Source organism: Mesocricetibacter intestinalis, from assembly GCF_004363295.1.
Taxonomy (GTDB): Bacteria; Pseudomonadota; Gammaproteobacteria; order Enterobacterales; family Pasteurellaceae; genus Mesocricetibacter; species Mesocricetibacter intestinalis.
Window position 1 is genome coordinate 229,899 of the sequence record NZ_SNYQ01000001.1, and the last position, 14,028, is coordinate 243,926.

15 protein-coding genes and 5 tRNA genes are annotated in these 14,028 nt (G+C 43.9%); 8 read left to right on the top strand and 12 right to left on the bottom strand.

The genetic code is table 11. From position 1 onward, the window contains the following. The 3 genes from nagZ to EDC45_RS01030 are packed head-to-tail and all read right to left on the bottom strand — an operon-like array spanning position 1 to position 1,777. Positions 1-1,047, bottom strand: coding sequence for a beta-N-acetylhexosaminidase (gene nagZ, locus EDC45_RS01020; protein WP_133542590.1), 1,047 nt, complete (start codon positions 1,045-1,047; stop codon positions 1-3). Positions 1,048-1,051: 4 nt separating this feature from the next. Further along, on the bottom strand, positions 1,052-1,402 hold the full coding sequence (locus tag EDC45_RS01025) for a DUF1425 domain-containing protein (protein ID WP_133542592.1): 351 nt from the start codon (positions 1,400-1,402) through the stop codon (positions 1,052-1,054). Positions 1,403-1,426: 24 nt separating this feature from the next. Continuing rightward, positions 1,427-1,777, bottom strand: coding sequence for an HIT domain-containing protein (locus EDC45_RS01030; protein ID WP_133542594.1), 351 nt, complete (start codon positions 1,775-1,777; stop codon positions 1,427-1,429). A gap of 427 nt (positions 1,778-2,204) precedes the next feature. Here EDC45_RS01030 and focA point away from each other — a divergent pair, with 427 nt between their 5' ends. The 4 genes from focA (at position 2,205) to pflA (ending at position 6,724) form a co-directional block, all read left to right on the top strand. Beyond that, a complete protein-coding gene (gene focA / locus EDC45_RS01035) occupies positions 2,205-3,056 on the top strand; it encodes a formate transporter FocA (protein ID WP_133542596.1) in 852 nt (283 codons plus the stop codon). 86 nt (positions 3,057-3,142) lie between these two features. Beyond that, positions 3,143-5,455, top strand: a complete 2,313-nt coding sequence (gene pflB / locus EDC45_RS01040; protein WP_133542598.1) for a formate C-acetyltransferase — start codon at positions 3,143-3,145, stop codon at positions 5,453-5,455. Between the two features lie 72 nt (positions 5,456-5,527). Further along, a complete protein-coding gene (locus EDC45_RS01045; RefSeq protein WP_133542600.1) occupies positions 5,528-5,812 on the top strand; it encodes a putative quinol monooxygenase in 285 nt (94 codons plus the stop codon). Between the two features lie 171 nt (positions 5,813-5,983). Continuing rightward, positions 5,984-6,724, top strand: a complete 741-nt coding sequence (pflA, locus tag EDC45_RS01050) for a pyruvate formate lyase 1-activating protein (protein WP_133542602.1) — start codon at positions 5,984-5,986, stop codon at positions 6,722-6,724. Here pflA and EDC45_RS01055 read toward each other — a convergent pair. Further along, the gene (locus tag EDC45_RS01055) at positions 6,721-6,993 is read right to left on the bottom strand and encodes a hypothetical protein (protein ID WP_133542604.1); all 273 of its coding nucleotides are present in this window, start codon (positions 6,991-6,993) and stop codon (positions 6,721-6,723) included. The genes pflA and EDC45_RS01055 overlap by 4 nt on opposite strands. Positions 6,994-7,016: 23 nt before the next feature. Then, positions 7,017-7,409: a hypothetical protein gene (locus EDC45_RS01060; RefSeq protein ID WP_133542606.1), complete on the bottom strand. Its 393-nt coding sequence runs from the start codon at positions 7,407-7,409 to the stop codon at positions 7,017-7,019. Positions 7,410-7,797: 388 nt separating this feature from the next. Between EDC45_RS01060 and EDC45_RS01065 the strand changes: the two genes are divergently transcribed. Both EDC45_RS01065 and EDC45_RS10495 read left to right on the top strand, forming a co-directional pair. Next, positions 7,798-8,031, top strand: coding sequence for a cysteine peptidase family C39 domain-containing protein (locus tag EDC45_RS01065; RefSeq protein ID WP_133542608.1), 234 nt, complete (start codon positions 7,798-7,800; stop codon positions 8,029-8,031). Positions 8,032-8,050: 19 nt separating this feature from the next. Then, positions 8,051-8,263 (top strand): beta-barrel domain-containing protein, encoded by a 213-nt coding sequence (locus EDC45_RS10495; protein ID WP_481822769.1) that lies wholly within the window; start codon positions 8,051-8,053, stop codon positions 8,261-8,263. A gap of 64 nt (positions 8,264-8,327) precedes the next feature. On the opposite strand, the gene brnQ is transcribed toward EDC45_RS10495, so the two are convergent. The 6 genes from brnQ to EDC45_RS01100 form a co-directional block, all read right to left on the bottom strand. Then, positions 8,328-9,632 carry a branched-chain amino acid transport system II carrier protein gene (gene brnQ / locus EDC45_RS01075; RefSeq protein WP_133542610.1) on the bottom strand — a complete coding sequence of 435 codons (1,305 nt, stop codon included), beginning with the start codon at positions 9,630-9,632 and terminating at the stop codon, positions 8,328-8,330. Between the two features lie 28 nt (positions 9,633-9,660). After that, entirely contained in the window at positions 9,661-10,449 is a 789-nt protein-coding gene (locus tag EDC45_RS01080; RefSeq protein WP_133542612.1) for a glycosyltransferase family 32 protein, read from the bottom strand. Positions 10,450-10,544: 95 nt separating this feature from the next. Then, positions 10,545-10,620, bottom strand: a tRNA-Val gene (locus EDC45_RS01085). 50 nt (positions 10,621-10,670) lie between these two features. Further along, positions 10,671-10,746, bottom strand: a tRNA-Val gene (locus EDC45_RS01090). 40 nt (positions 10,747-10,786) lie between these two features. Continuing rightward, positions 10,787-10,862, bottom strand: a tRNA-Val gene (locus EDC45_RS01095). Positions 10,863-10,897: 35 nt separating this feature from the next. Next, positions 10,898-10,973 (bottom strand) — tRNA-Val (locus EDC45_RS01100). A 222-nt stretch (positions 10,974-11,195) separates the two neighbouring features. Between EDC45_RS01100 and gltX the strand changes: the two genes are divergently transcribed. Together gltX and EDC45_RS01110 are read left to right on the top strand one after the other, a co-directional pair. Continuing rightward, positions 11,196-12,638: a glutamate--tRNA ligase gene (gene gltX / locus EDC45_RS01105; protein ID WP_133542614.1), complete on the top strand. Its 1,443-nt coding sequence runs from the start codon at positions 11,196-11,198 to the stop codon at positions 12,636-12,638. A gap of 79 nt (positions 12,639-12,717) precedes the next feature. Continuing rightward, positions 12,718-12,793, top strand: a tRNA-Ala gene (locus EDC45_RS01110). 154 nt (positions 12,794-12,947) lie between these two features. On the opposite strand, the gene EDC45_RS01115 is transcribed toward EDC45_RS01110, so the two are convergent. Beyond that, a complete protein-coding gene (locus EDC45_RS01115; RefSeq protein ID WP_133542616.1) occupies positions 12,948-13,904 on the bottom strand; it encodes a carboxymuconolactone decarboxylase family protein in 957 nt (318 codons plus the stop codon). Between the last annotated feature and the right edge of the window lie 124 nt (positions 13,905-14,028).

Sequence of the window (14,028 nt, forward strand, 5' to 3'; positions counted from 1 at the left end):
TTATGCCCGCGCACACAGCCAGTCCTGTTGCAGGGCTTCCAGTTTTTTGCTGCTTTCCGCCCAGCGTTTGCTTCGGGCCAGTTCCGTCCAGTTTCGCGCTTTACGCTTAAATAGGTGCTGTAAACGCTGTTGACGTTGTTCAAAGTGCGGTTGTTTTTCGTTGAGTTTTAACCGATCCAATACCTCTATTACCCCTTCCCGTTCATTACATAGCAGCAGTAAATCGCAACCGGCGGCCAGCGCCTGTTCGCTGCGGCTAACAAAATCGCCCATAAAACCGGCGCCTTTCATACCCAGATCGTCAGAAAAGACGGCACCCTTGAAGCCGAGCTGACGGCGTAGCACATTCTGTAGCCAGTAAGCGGAACCGCTGGCGGGTTGAGGATCGCAGCTTGTATAGATTACATGGGCGGGCATGACCGCATCCAGTAAATTAGCGGCGATTAATTGCCGGAAAGGCTGTATATCCCGTTCGAACAGGAGGGATTGGGGACGATCGTCAACCGGGGTTTCCAGATGGGAATCGGCGATGACATGACCGTGGCCGGGAAAATGTTTTCCGGTGGAAGCCATTCCCGCAAGGTGCATACCTTCAATAAAAGCTGCGGCCAACGGAGTTACTTGTTCGGCATCTATATGGAAACTGCGATCGCCGATAGCTTTGCATTGATGACCTAAATCCAATACCGGTGCAAAACTTAAATCAATATCCAGGGCGAGCATTTCCGATGCCATCAGCCAGCCGGCCTCTTTTACCAGCGCATTCCGAGTATCCGAGTCGTTAATTAATGCGGCGTAAGCCTGCATTGCCGGCAGTTGAGTAAAACCTTGGCGAAAGCGTTGTACCCGTCCGCCTTCCTGATCGACGGTAATCAGCAGCGGTTTTTTACTGCGCCGGCGTACGGAATCCACAAGCGCGCGGATTTGTTCCCGATCGTAAAAATTGCGGCTGAACAGAATCAGACCGGCGACCAAGGGATGCTGAAGCAGTTCTATTTCTTCCTGAGTAACTTCCTGCCCCTGCAGATCGATAAGTAATGTTGACATAGGATCAGTGTAAATATAAACGGTAGTTGCGGCTGTCGGCACTAGGTCTGCTGAGCTGGATACCGGCTTGCTGCTTTGGTTTCAGTAGAATAACGGCGGAGAAGCTTTCTTTATCTTCGCTGAAAGGCTGGGTAACGCCATTGTTGTCGTACCAGAATATATCGTAGCTCAGTTTGAGATTTTCTCCGGTTTTGTTTTTAACCCAGGCGGAATCCGAGGCGACGGAAGCCTCTATATGGGGCGCCAGTTCGGCGCTAATATTTAGAATCGGCGCCGTGGTACGAACAAGGTTGGGCGCATTGCTTGAGCAGGCGCCCAGCACAAGGCTGAAAATAAGAGGAAGGTATTTTTTCATTATTGGATTAACCGTTCTGTCAGCTTATTTGGCCAGCATTTTGCCCAGAGGTTCGCCGCCCAGCAGATGCATATGAAGATGATAGACTTCTTGCCCGCCATGTTTGTTGCAGTTCACAATCAGGCGATAGCCATCTTCGGCAAAACCTTTATCTTTGGCGATTTTTGCCGCAACCGTAAACAGGCGACCTAATGTGCGTTCGTCTTCGGCGGTGGCGTGGTTTACCGTAGCAATCTGTTTGTTCGGAATGATCAGAATATGGGTATTGGCCTGAGGTGCGATATCGGAGAAGGCAGTAACCAATTCGTCCTGATATAAAATATCGGCCGGGATTTCTTTGCGAATGATTTTGCTGAAAATAGTTTCTTCCGCCATGGTGTTTTCCTTAGTAGAAATCAAATGAAAGATAGGGCACGTTTTATCAGAATTTACTGTAAATAGCAATTTTCAAGGCGATGCCATAGCAGTTATTTTAATCGGCGTAGAATTGATCTGTTGGAAAAACAGCCTTGTTATTACAACATTTTTTATAGGCGAAAGGCGGTATTCGCCATGTGTTTAAAACCCCATGAAAAAACAACCGCACTTGTGGGAAGAAAGGGAGGATTTTTATCTGAATGAGTCTTGATTTAAGTCAAAAAACGCGGAAAATAGATAAACAGAACATAGGATCCGTTTGTATTTACGGATTAAAAACGCCTATAATAAGCAAAATTTTTTTATAAAAAATAAAAAAAATTTTAGTGTTATTGCTTTTTTGTAACCTCCTAAAATTTATTACAATACTATTTGGAGTGATACTATGGCTACTGAAAAATCAACATCTACCTGCATGTCAACACCTGCCGAAATGGCTCAAATCGGCGAAGACGTAGGCGTATATAAAGCAACTAAAAAACAACGTTATTCTTTTATTTCCGCAATCCCGGCTGGTGCTTTTATCGCACTGGCTTTTATATTTTATACGACCACGCAGACGGGTAGTGCCGGCGCGCCTTGGGGGCTAACGAAACTGGTCGGTGGTCTGGTTTTCTCCCTCGGGGTAATTATGGTGGTGGTATGCGGTTCGGAATTATTTACTTCTTCCACCATGACGCTGGTGGCGCGCGCCAGCGGTAGGATTACCACCTATCAGATGATTCGTAACTGGATTGTGGTATATTGCGGCAACTTTGTGGGAGCAATATTTATTGTAACCGTGGTTTGGCTTGCCGGTCAGACGATGGCGGCGAACGGGCAGTGGGGATTGACGATCTTAAACACCGCTCAGCATAAGATTCATCATACTTGGGTGGAGGCGTTCAGCCTGGGAATTTTGTGTAACATCATGGTATGTATCGCTATTTGGATGGCTTATGCGGGTAAAACCCTAACCGATAAAGCTTTTATTATGATGCTGCCAATAGGTTTATTCGTCGCTTCCGGTTTTGAACATAGCGTAGCGAATATGTTTATGATTCCGCTGGGCATTATTACTGCACATTTCAGCGCGCCGGAATTCTGGCAGGCAATCGGATTAAATCCGGAACAATATGCGGATTTGGATATTTATCACTTTGTAGTGAAAAATTTGATTCCCGTTACCCTAGGTAACATTGTGGGTGGTGGTGTATGTATCGCACTTTATCAGTGGTACAGCAGTAAACTCCACTAAAATCGTTTGGTGCAGGCGCAGGCATTAGGTTATTGCGCTTGCATTGTTTTAATTTTTTATTAATCAGAGAAAAGGAAGCATTAACAATGGCTCAATTAACTGAAGCTCAACAAAAAGCATGGGAAGGTTTTACGGCGGGTAGCTGGCAAACTGAAGTGAATTTACGCGACTTCATCCAGAAAAACTACACTCCGTACGAAGGCGACGAATCTTTCCTTGCCGATGCGACTCCGGCCACTACCGAGTTATGGAATAAAGTGATGGAAGGCATCAAAGTCGAGAATAAAACCCATGAACCTCTCGATTTTGACACGGATAACCCTTCAACAATCACCTCCCATAAACCGGGTTATATCAATAAGGATTTGGAAAAAATCGTCGGTTTACAGACCGATGCACCATTGAAACGTGCAATTATCCCGTTTGGCGGTATTAAAATGGTTAAAGGTTCATGTGAAGTTTACGGACGTAAACTAGATCCACAGGTTGAACACATCTTTACCGAATACCGTAAAACCCATAACCAAGGGGTATTCGACGTTTATACGCCGGATATCTTACGTTGCCGTAAATCCGGCGTATTGACCGGTTTACCGGATGCTTACGGCCGCGGTCGTATTATCGGGGACTACCGTCGTTTAGCGGTTTATGGTGCGGATTTCTTAATGGCGGATAAAAAAGCTCAGTTCGCTTCGTTACAGGCACGTCTGGAAGCCGGTGAAGACTTACAGATGACTATTCAGCTGCGCGAAGAAATTGCCGAACAGCATCGTGCTTTAGGTAAAATCAAAGAAATGGCGGCTTCTTACGGTTATGATGTATCCAATCCGGCCACCAATGCACGCGAAGCGGTTCAGTGGACTTATTTCGCTTATCTTGCTGCGGTTAAATCTCAGAACGGTGCGGCGATGTCTTTCGGTCGCGTATCTTCATTCCTTGATATCTATATTGAACGCGACCTGAAAAACGGTAAAATTACCGAACAGGAAGCTCAGGAATTAATCGACCATTTAGTGATGAAATTACGTATGGTTCGTTTCCTACGTACCCCTGAATACGATCAGTTATTCTCCGGCGACCCGATGTGGGCGACAGAAACTCTGGCAGGTATGGGTTTAGACGGACGTACTTTAGTAACTAAAAACAGCTTCCGTATGTTACATACCCTATACACTATGGGACCTTCCCCGGAACCTAACCTGACCATTCTTTGGTCCGAACAGCTGCCGGAAGCCTTTAAACGTTTCTGTGCGAAAGTTTCCATCGATACTTCTTCCGTACAGTATGAAAACGATGATTTAATGCGTCCTGACTTCAACAACGACGACTATGCTATCGCTTGTTGTGTAAGCCCGATGGTTGTGGGTAAACAGATGCAGTTCTTCGGCGCCCGTGCAAACCTGGCGAAAACCATGCTTTATGCGATCAACGGCGGTGTGGATGAGAAAAACGGTATGCAGGTAGGTCCGAAAACCGATCCTATCAAAGACGAATACCTCAACTTTGATGATGTGATGAACCGCATGGATCACTTTATGGATTGGTTGGCGACACAATATGTAACCGCCCTTAACATTATTCACTTCATGCACGATAAATACAGCTATGAAGCCGCATTGATGGCCTTCCATGATCGCGATGTATTCCGGACAATGGCTTGCGGTATCGCCGGTCTGTCTGTTGCGGCCGACTCATTATCTGCAATTAAATATGCGAAAGTTAAACCTATTCGCGGTGATATTAAAGATAAAGAAGGTAATGTTATTGCAAAAGATATCGCCATTGACTTCGAAATCGAAGGCGAATATCCGCAATTCGGTAATAACGATCCGCGCGTAGATGATCTGGCCTGCGATCTGGTTGAACGTTTCATGAAGAAAATTCAGACGCACAAAACCTATCGTAATGCCACTCCGACTCAGTCCGTATTAACCATTACCTCTAACGTGGTTTACGGTAAGAAAACCGGTAATACGCCGGACGGTCGTCGTGCCGGTGCGCCATTCGGACCAGGTGCCAACCCGATGCACGGTCGCGATCAGAAAGGTGCGGTAGCTTCCCTGACATCCGTGGCTAAACTTCCGTTTGCTTACGCGAAAGACGGTATTTCCTACACCTTCTCAATCGTGCCTAATGCCTTAGGTAAAGATTACGAAGCGCAGAAACGTAACCTGGCGGGCTTAATGGACGGTTACTTCCATCACGAAGCAAGCGTTGAAGGCGGTCAGCACCTGAACGTAAACGTTATGAATCGTGAAATGTTACTGGATGCCATGGAAAATCCTGAAAAATATCCGCAGCTTACCATTCGTGTTTCCGGTTATGCGGTACGTTTTAACTCTTTAACTAAAGAGCAACAACAAGACGTAATTACCCGTACCTTTACACAGTCTATGTAAAGCTAAGGAAAAAACTTTGTAAAATCGAACCGCTCTTTTCAGAGCGGTTCTGTTATTTATACAGGAGAAAAAATGATTATTGTCATTGCCCGCTTTAGGGTAAAACCAGCCGCTACGCAAAATTTTATTGCCGAGTGTAACAGATTGATTACTGAAACCCGCAAGGAACAGGGCTGTATTTCTTATAAATTACATCAGGACAGAGAGCAGGCAAATGATTTTGCATTTATTGAATACTGGGACTCAAAAGAAGATTTAGAACGTCATTCGGCTTCTGCTCATTTCGCTGAAATAGTGCCTCAATTGGCAGAAATGTGCGAAATTCCTCCACAGGTTCAGACCTTTACTGAGCTTTAAACAGGAGCTATTGGCTTACTACAGGGTTGCCGGGGATCTCGGCAACCCTTTTGTATTGGAGGGCAGAGAATATTTCCCCCGGGGACGACAAATAATTTTTCGTCTTTTAAGCAAAATCGGGTAGAATTTAACTATTTTTTAAAATATCAAATTTTTTATAGGAACTTTAATATGTCAGTTGTGGGCCGAATTCATTCCTACGAATCTTGCGGAACCGTTGACGGGCCGGGAATTCGTTTTATTTTATTTATGCAGGGCTGCCTGATGCGTTGCAAATACTGCCATAACCGTGATACTTGGGATTTACAGGGCGGCAAAGAAATTACCGTTGAAGAGCTGATGAAAGAAGTGGTTACTTACCGCCACTTTATGAATGCCTCCGGCGGCGGCGTAACCGCTTCCGGCGGAGAGGCCGTGCTCCAGGCGGAATTTGTGCGGGACTGGTTCCGCGCCTGTAAGGCGGAAGGGATCAGCACCTGTTTGGATACCAATGGCTTCGTGCGCCATTATGATCATATTATCGACGAATTACTGGATGTAACCGATTTAGTTCTGCTGGATCTAAAAGAACTTAACGATAGCGTACATCAGAATCTGATCGGGGTACCGAATAAACGTACTTTAGAATTTGCCAAATATCTGCAGAAACGTAACCAGAAAGTATGGATTCGCTATGTGGTAGTGCCGGGATACACGGATTCGGATCATGATGTGCATCTACTCGGACAGTTTATACAGGGAATGGATAATATTGAAAAAGTGGAATTGCTGCCTTATCACCGCTTGGGCGCCCATAAATGGGAAGCGATGGGAGAAAAATACGAGCTTGAAGATGTTAAACCGCCGAAAAAAGAATCCCTCGAACATATTAAAAATATTCTAGAAAGCTATGGGCATACAGTAAAATTCTAACGGCAAAAGGGTATGGCACGAGAAATGCCATACCCTTTTTCTTTTCCAGCCAAAATCGAGCAAATATAGCTTGCTGTATATCCTTCACCAAAACGAGCTGCAAGGTGGTTAGGAAAACCGCCAGTAAAGTTTGCGGCAGTAGATCCGGTTGCAAGACTTAGGCTGAAGCTATCGCCATTACAACTTCTGACTGCTCCTACTTCAACAAGCCCATCTATGGTACCTATATCTCCAGTAAGCTTGGCAACTAAGAGTTTTTTCATAGACATAATAATTTCCTTCCATAGTTAAATTATTCGTCTAATAATCCTCGTTTCCTTCTTATTTTTCTAGGAATAGAGTCTAAGAAGCTGGCTAGTATCATTCCTATAATATTGATTATCGCAAATTTTAATTTGTCTTTTTCATCATAATATAAATATTCTTTAAATTTACTTATGAATTCATCATCAATATTATAAAAGCAGGTTTCCTTTGATGTACAGGCGTAATACAAAAATACTTTTTTTTCTATAGTAATAAATTTTATTTCTTTAATATCATACTGACCTGATTCCGGAAATCCGCAGTTTAACTTATAGCACTGTTTATTTATGTGTTTTATGGCTACATATTTATTTAAGTTTCCATGTATTTCGTTATTTTTAATATCTACGGTTATGTTTTTATATGTTTTATATTCCACCTGGAATCTATAGTCGAATAAGATATTATAGTTTTGTGCTATTACATATATAAATATTGCTACTGAATAAATTATCATTATCCAATAAAATATAGTAAATTCTTCTTTTACATGTTTTATTATTTTCCCTACTATGCTTTTAATTTTTTTAGGTTTTTCGTTTCTATCTTAAATGATTACAGTTGTATGGTTATTGATTGTTTTAGTGTGTTTATTATTACTTTTGATTTTTTCTTCTATTTTATTTTGTGTGTAATATATATTACATTTTTTATAATAAGGCAATGGTGATATTAAAATTTTGTATTGGTGTTTTTTTATCAAAATTATGGTGCCCTTTGTAGGTTGTAAGTTTTATCTATAGCGACACATTAAAGTTTAATTAAAAATGAAAGGAAATCAGACATCATCAGATCTTGCTCTATCTGCTTTAGTTTTACTTGCACGCCTACATCATATTGCGGTGAACCCGGCAGATATTCAGCATCAGTTCGATACCCAGGGAAAAGAGTTAGATATTATTAATTGGCAGAGAGCAGCTAAATTTATCGGTTTAAAAGCACGTCCTGTATATAAGGAAATTTCTCGCCTTCCACTACTATCTTTATCTGTGTTGGTGTGAGATAAAAAAGAAAAGAAACATTTTATTTTGGTCGGGATATGTAAAATCCATCAGTTTTGATGCGATTGAGAATGAAAAATTAGGTCTGGTGTTTTCTGTTATTGTTGAGTTGGACAAGAATTATCTTATGTTTGAAGTACAGAAAATTCATCTAACCGCAGGAATGGCGGTAACAGCGGAAATTAAAACCGGCACGAGAAGGGTTATTACTTACCTACTCAGTCCGTTATAAACTTGGAGAAAAATAAGGGCGGTATGTTACCGCCCGAAAAAGTCTTGCAAAAATGACCGCTCTTTTATGCTTTTTTCGCCGACAGTAGATAGAAAATATAGCCGATAACGGCACCTGCTACGGCAAATAGCAGCCATTCCAATGAATATTGTTTTAACGGAATGTTTTGTACGAAAGAAACTTCCGCCACGGAAAGAATGGCGATAATTAGGGTAAATCCTACCGATGTGCGTTGCACGATCTGAGGTAAAGGGATAAACAGGTTGATTAACAGTAGGAAAATCACCGTCATTGCAATGGGGTACAGCACCATCAGCATAGGTACGGATTTACTGATAACGAAGCTCAGTCCCTGATTGGATATTACGAAGCTTATCAGCGTGAAGATAACCACATAGGTTTTGTAGGATATTTTATGATAGAGCTCGTTAAAATATTCGCTAACGGAAACAATCAGACCGATTGAGGTGGTTAAACAGGCCAACATAACGATAAAGCCGATTACACTACGGCCCAGATCGCCGAATGCCTGGCTTGTAATGCTGTTTAGAATATAGGTGCCGATATCCAGATTTTGGTTTTTCAGATGGAGTAGGGTTTCCTCCGTCATCGGAATCCGGTTACCGATCCAGCCGATGGCGAGATAGATGGCTCCCAACGCAATGGCAGCGATAATTCCGGAGAAAATGGTTTGCTTGGTTAAATCCGTACCGTTTTTGGTGCCTTTTGATTTTATTGCTGCGATAACAATAACAGAAAAGGCGATGGAAGCGATGGCATCCATGGTGAGGTAGCCGTTGATAAAGCCGGTAAAGAACGGGCTGGCATTCGCATTATCCTGTACTGCAATCATGTTAGGCGCATTATCCGAGAGTAAAATAAAGGCTTTTACCACCAGAATCAGAATTGCAAGTAGCAACAGGGGAGTCAAAATTGCACCGATACGTTCGACACTTTTTGAAGGGTTAATCGATAGCCACAGGGAAATAATAAAATAAATCGCACTGAAGATCAGCAATGATATCGTCGAAGGCCCGTTCAGAAACGGTAGAATTGACATTTCATAGGAAGTGGCTGCGGTACGGGGAATTGCAAAAAACGGCCCGATGGTTAAATAAATTGCCATCAGGAAACCCACCGAAAACCACGGGTGAATTTTGTTCAGAGCGTTTTTATAACCGCCTTCATAAAAACCGCTGACGACGATTCCCAGTAAAGGGAGGCCGACGCCGCTTAAAATAAAACCGGTAATGGAAAGAAAGAAATCTTCCCCGCTTTCTAATCCCAGTCTTGGCGGAAAAATCAGATTTCCCGCCCCAAAGAAAATAGCAAACAGCGTGAAGCCGATAATAAGAGTGTTTTTGTTCATGGTCTTGTTGTCATATTAAGATAATGGTTTATTTTAAAAGATCTTCGTTTTTCGCATGAGTCCATTTACCGCGTTTTTTATCCATATATTGGAAATATTCGTTGGTAAAGGTACCCTGCACGCAGGTTAGCTTATCGCGCCGCGCATTAACCTTTTTCCCTTCTAGCGCAGTATTTAAGGTACTCGGACCGGTAAGTACGAATACCCCGCCTTCTACCCGCTGCTGTTCGATGTTATCGATAATAATATCCAGGGTATCTTTCAGAAAAGCATTGCCTTTGGCACTGGCCAGAAAAAAATTAGTGTATTTATCCCGTCGGGTAATTACCACTTCCGTATCCTGCGGGCTGATAATATCGGATAGACACCAAACTAAATGGGCGTCGATATCCATATATACGCCGCCTTCGTGATACAGCGTAAAAATACGCCAGAAATCCGCTTGAGCCGCACCGTCGGTCAGTTTGCTGTAGGCGTTATAGGTACGTTCGTCCGCATTGGTGCGAATATATTCGGCCCGTTGTTCCGTGCTGACGTAGCGATACTCATAGCTGAGGGCGAACAGTCGGTTAATCAGGTAATTACAATAAACAGGTAATGTTACTTTGTTGCTGTAATTGGTTTGCCAGATGGTTCCTTTAATCTGCGTCTGCCGTTCGGTGCGCCGTTTTGCCGGGCTGAATTCAGGAAGGGTAAAACGTGCTTTGGGAAAAATCGCATGAAAGGGATAACTGAGTATTTTGACGATATTACCGATTATCCGCATCAGGCTGTTTAAGATGAGGATTAAAATCTGATTTTTTACCGGTTTATTCATAAAATCACCATGGATGGAAATATGCTTCCATCATTTTACAGAAAAAAAACGATTGTCCCAATGAAAAGCGTGAAATAAGCCGAGTAAGAAAGAAATGGTGGGCGATACCGGTCTCGAACCAGTGACCCCCTCCTTGTAAGGGAGGTGCTCTCCCAACTGAGCTAATCGCCCGCATGATAACCAAAGGCTATTATGGGTAGATTTCAAGTTTAACTTTTAAGTGGTGGGCGATACCGGTCTCGAACCAGTGACCCCCTCCTTGTAAGGGAGGTGCTCTCCCAACTGAGCTAATCGCCCGCTTAAAAAACTTAAAAATCTTTGGGGCTTAAACCAAGCGTGGTGGGCGATACCGGTCTCGAACCAGTGACCCCCTCCTTGTAAGGGAGGTGCTCTCCCAACTGAGCTAATCGCCCACGTCGGTTTAAGCGACAATACAGAAGTTGAAATATGGTGGGCGATACCGGTCTCGAACCAGTGACCCCCTCCTTGTAAGGGAGGTGCTCTCCCAACTGAGCTAATCGCCCCTGTATTGTGGCAGGCATTATAATTGTTATCCGTGTTCAGTCAACCGATTTTTGGTGAAAAACGCCTGATTGTTTTAAAAATAGCCATAAAAAATCATTTTTCTGTGGCGGTTATGTGCGGTTTGCGGAAGTTTTCTAAATCTTTATTTAGAGATCGAATGAAGTCGTAGTACAATAGCGCCCGATATTCTTCGTTATATTTTCAGAATTTAAGGTTATCTCATGGAATTAAAAGCATTATTTAATCTGGACAGCAATGTGAAGGTGCGTACCCGTTTCGCTCCTAGCCCGACCGGTTATTTACATGTGGGCGGCGCCAGAACGGCGCTTTATTCCTGGCTTTATGCCAGACATCATCAGGGCGAGTTCGTATTACGTATTGAAGATACCGACTTAGAGCGTTCCACGCCGCAGGCAACGGCAGCGATTTTAGAAGCGATGGAATGGCTGGATTTAGGTTGGGAACATGGGCCTTATTATCAGACCAAACGCTTCGACCGTTATAATCAGGTGATTGATCAGATGCTGGAACAGGGGCTGGCTTATCGTTGCTACTGTAGTAAAGAGCGTTTGGAAGAATTGCGCCAGAACCAGGAACAGAATAAAGAGAAACCGCGTTATGATCGCCATTGTTTGCACGATCACAGCCATTCCGCCGATGAACCTCATGTGGTGCGCTTTAAAAACCCGCAGCAGGGATCCGTGGTTTTTGAAGATGCGGTACGCGGACGCATTGAAATCAGTAATGCGGAACTGGACGATTTAATTATTCGCCGTACCGACGGTTCGCCGACCTATAATTTCTGTGTGGTGGTAGATGACTGGGATATGGGAATTACGCATGTGATTCGCGGTGAAGACCATATAAACAATACGCCGCGGCAGATTAATATTTTGCAGGCCTTAGGCGCGCCGATTCCGACCTATGCTCATGTTTCGATGATTTTGGGTGATGACGGTCAGAAGCTGTCTAAACGCCATGGTGCGGTCAGCGTAATGCAATACCGCGATGAAGGCTACTTACCGGAAGCGCTGCTCAATTATCTGGTGCGTCTCGGCTGGGGACATGGCGATCAGGAGATTTTCAGTCGAGAAGAAATGATCCGTTTATTCGAATTAAATCATGTCAGTAAATCCGCCAGTGCATTCAATACGGAAAAACTGCTATGGCTGAACCATCATTATATGCGTGAGTTGGCACCGGAATATATGGCGAAACATTTGGCTTGGCATATGCAGGATCAGGGGATCGATACTTCAAATGGCCCGGCACTGAGCGAAATCGTCAGTATGTTGGCGGAACGCTGCAAGACTTTAAAAGAAATGGCGGCGGCCAGTCGTTACTTCTTTGAAGAGTTCGACAGCTATGATGAAAACGCCGTGAAAAAACATTTTAAACCTGCGGCATTAGCGCCGTTGGAAAAAGTATTGGAAAAACTGACCGCACTTTCGGTTTGGGATTTACAGCATACCCATCAGGCGATTGAGCAAACCGCCGCCGAATTAGAAGTAGGTATGGGGAAAGTGGGAATGCCGCTGCGCCTTGCGGTAACAGGGGCAGGTCAATCGCCTTCCATGGATGTAACCCTGGTGGGTATTGGCCGCGAACGCGTATTATCCCGTCTGGCGAAAGCCATTGACTTTATTAAAGGGCAAAACGCTTAATATTTCGTCTGATAAACGAAATTAGCGAATTTTAATATTGACAGCAATGCCCGCGATATTTATCATACGGGCACATTTCGGGGATATAGCTCAGTTGGGAGAGCGCTTGAATGGCATTCAAGAGGTCGTCGGTTCGATCCCGATTATCTCCACCAAATTTAATAGCCTTATCAATTATAGTTGATAAGGCTTTTTTGATTTTAGAAATTGTGCTAACCGGGGTTTAAAGATTGAAGATTGTTTATTTAACAAGAGTAAAAGCGGCGCTTTTGCTATTCTTCTTTAATTTCCGGGCGATAGGGAGCCGCTCTATTTCAGTTCAGCGTAATCCTCATCCGCAACCGGCTCCAGCCATTGGTTACGGGTATTTTCTCCTGGTACTTCAATGGCCAGATGCTGAAACCACTCGGTCGGTGCGGCACCATGCCAGTGTTTGGTACCGGCGGGAATATGGACAATATCACCGGCTTTCAGTTCCTGAGCGGGTTTGCCCCATTCCTGATAATAACCGCGACCGGCGGTAACTAACAGCAGCTGGCCGCCGCCTTTACTGGCATGGTGAATATGCCAGTTATTCCGGGTACCTGGTTCAAAGGTAACATTACCCACAGCTAGCTGATCGGTCGAAAGCATATTCAAATAGCTTTTACCGACAAAATATTGGGCGTAGGCAATGTTTTCTTCTCCCGCCGGAAATTGACTCATTTCCGGTTTAGCCATGCGGATAATCTCTTTAAGTTGTTCATCGCTGATCCCGTTTTTCTTGCTGATATTCAAGTGTGCCTGCAATTGGCTGTCTACGCCTTGCATTGCACTTAATGCGGCAACGGTTATGATTTCCCGCTCTTGCCAGCTGAGCAAATCGCTGGCGAAAATATCACCGAATAAATGGCTTTTCAGATAACGGTCGATATCCGCTGAAAGTGCGGAGAGATCTACCTTTTGTCCGATAAGCGCCGTTTGTGTTCGAGTGCCTTGTGCCAACATATCCACATTGGAATTTCCCCTGTCGGGTTCGGGCCCGATTTCGGTTGGCACGCCTTTTGCCTGACGAGCTTGCAGTGTTTCGGCTAAAGCATTTAGCGCATTTAAACTGCGCGGAAAGCCGGTGTAGGTATAAAGCTGCACCATGAGATCTTTTATTTCATTCAGATTTAATCCCTGATCCAACGCCTGTTCGATAGCTATTTTTAAAGCGGGAATATCGCCTTTGGCGGTGAGTGCGCTTAGTTGAACGAGTGAGGATTGTCGTTGAGAAAGTTCCATCTGTATTACTCCTTGTGCTTTGGGTTCCGTTACAGGTTTTGTGTCGGTGGCAAAGCTTGTCGCAGGCAGGCTAAAAAGTGCGGTCAAAATTGCAAAAGTTTTTCGGTGTTTTTTCATGTTTTCC

Excerpts from the sequence above, each read along its gene's own strand:
- nagZ (WP_133542590.1), bottom strand. The coding sequence starts at position 1,047 with ATGTCAACATTACTTATCGATCTGCAGGGGCAGGAAGTTACTCAGGAA.
- pflB (WP_133542598.1), top strand. The coding sequence starts at position 3,143 with ATGGCTCAATTAACTGAAGCTCAACAAAAAGCATGGGAAGGTTTTACG.
- gltX (WP_133542614.1), top strand. The coding sequence starts at position 11,196 with ATGGAATTAAAAGCATTATTTAATCTGGACAGCAATGTGAAGGTGCGT.
- EDC45_RS01030 (WP_133542594.1), bottom strand. The coding sequence starts at position 1,777 with ATGGCGGAAGAAACTATTTTCAGCAAAATCATTCGCAAAGAAATCCCG.
- EDC45_RS01025 (WP_133542592.1), bottom strand. The coding sequence starts at position 1,402 with ATGAAAAAATACCTTCCTCTTATTTTCAGCCTTGTGCTGGGCGCCTGC.
- EDC45_RS01045 (WP_133542600.1), top strand. The coding sequence starts at position 5,528 with ATGATTATTGTCATTGCCCGCTTTAGGGTAAAACCAGCCGCTACGCAA.
- EDC45_RS01080 (WP_133542612.1), bottom strand. The coding sequence starts at position 10,449 with ATGAATAAACCGGTAAAAAATCAGATTTTAATCCTCATCTTAAACAGC.
- focA (WP_133542596.1), top strand. The coding sequence starts at position 2,205 with ATGGCTACTGAAAAATCAACATCTACCTGCATGTCAACACCTGCCGAA.
- brnQ (WP_133542610.1), bottom strand. The coding sequence starts at position 9,632 with ATGAACAAAAACACTCTTATTATCGGCTTCACGCTGTTTGCTATTTTC.
- EDC45_RS01115 (WP_133542616.1), bottom strand. The coding sequence starts at position 13,904 with ATGGAACTTTCTCAACGACAATCCTCACTCGTTCAACTAAGCGCACTC.
- EDC45_RS01055 (WP_133542604.1), bottom strand. The coding sequence starts at position 6,993 with ATGTCTATGAAAAAACTCTTAGTTGCCAAGCTTACTGGAGATATAGGT.
- EDC45_RS01065 (WP_133542608.1), top strand. The coding sequence starts at position 7,798 with ATGAAAGGAAATCAGACATCATCAGATCTTGCTCTATCTGCTTTAGTT.
- pflA (WP_133542602.1), top strand. The coding sequence starts at position 5,984 with ATGTCAGTTGTGGGCCGAATTCATTCCTACGAATCTTGCGGAACCGTT.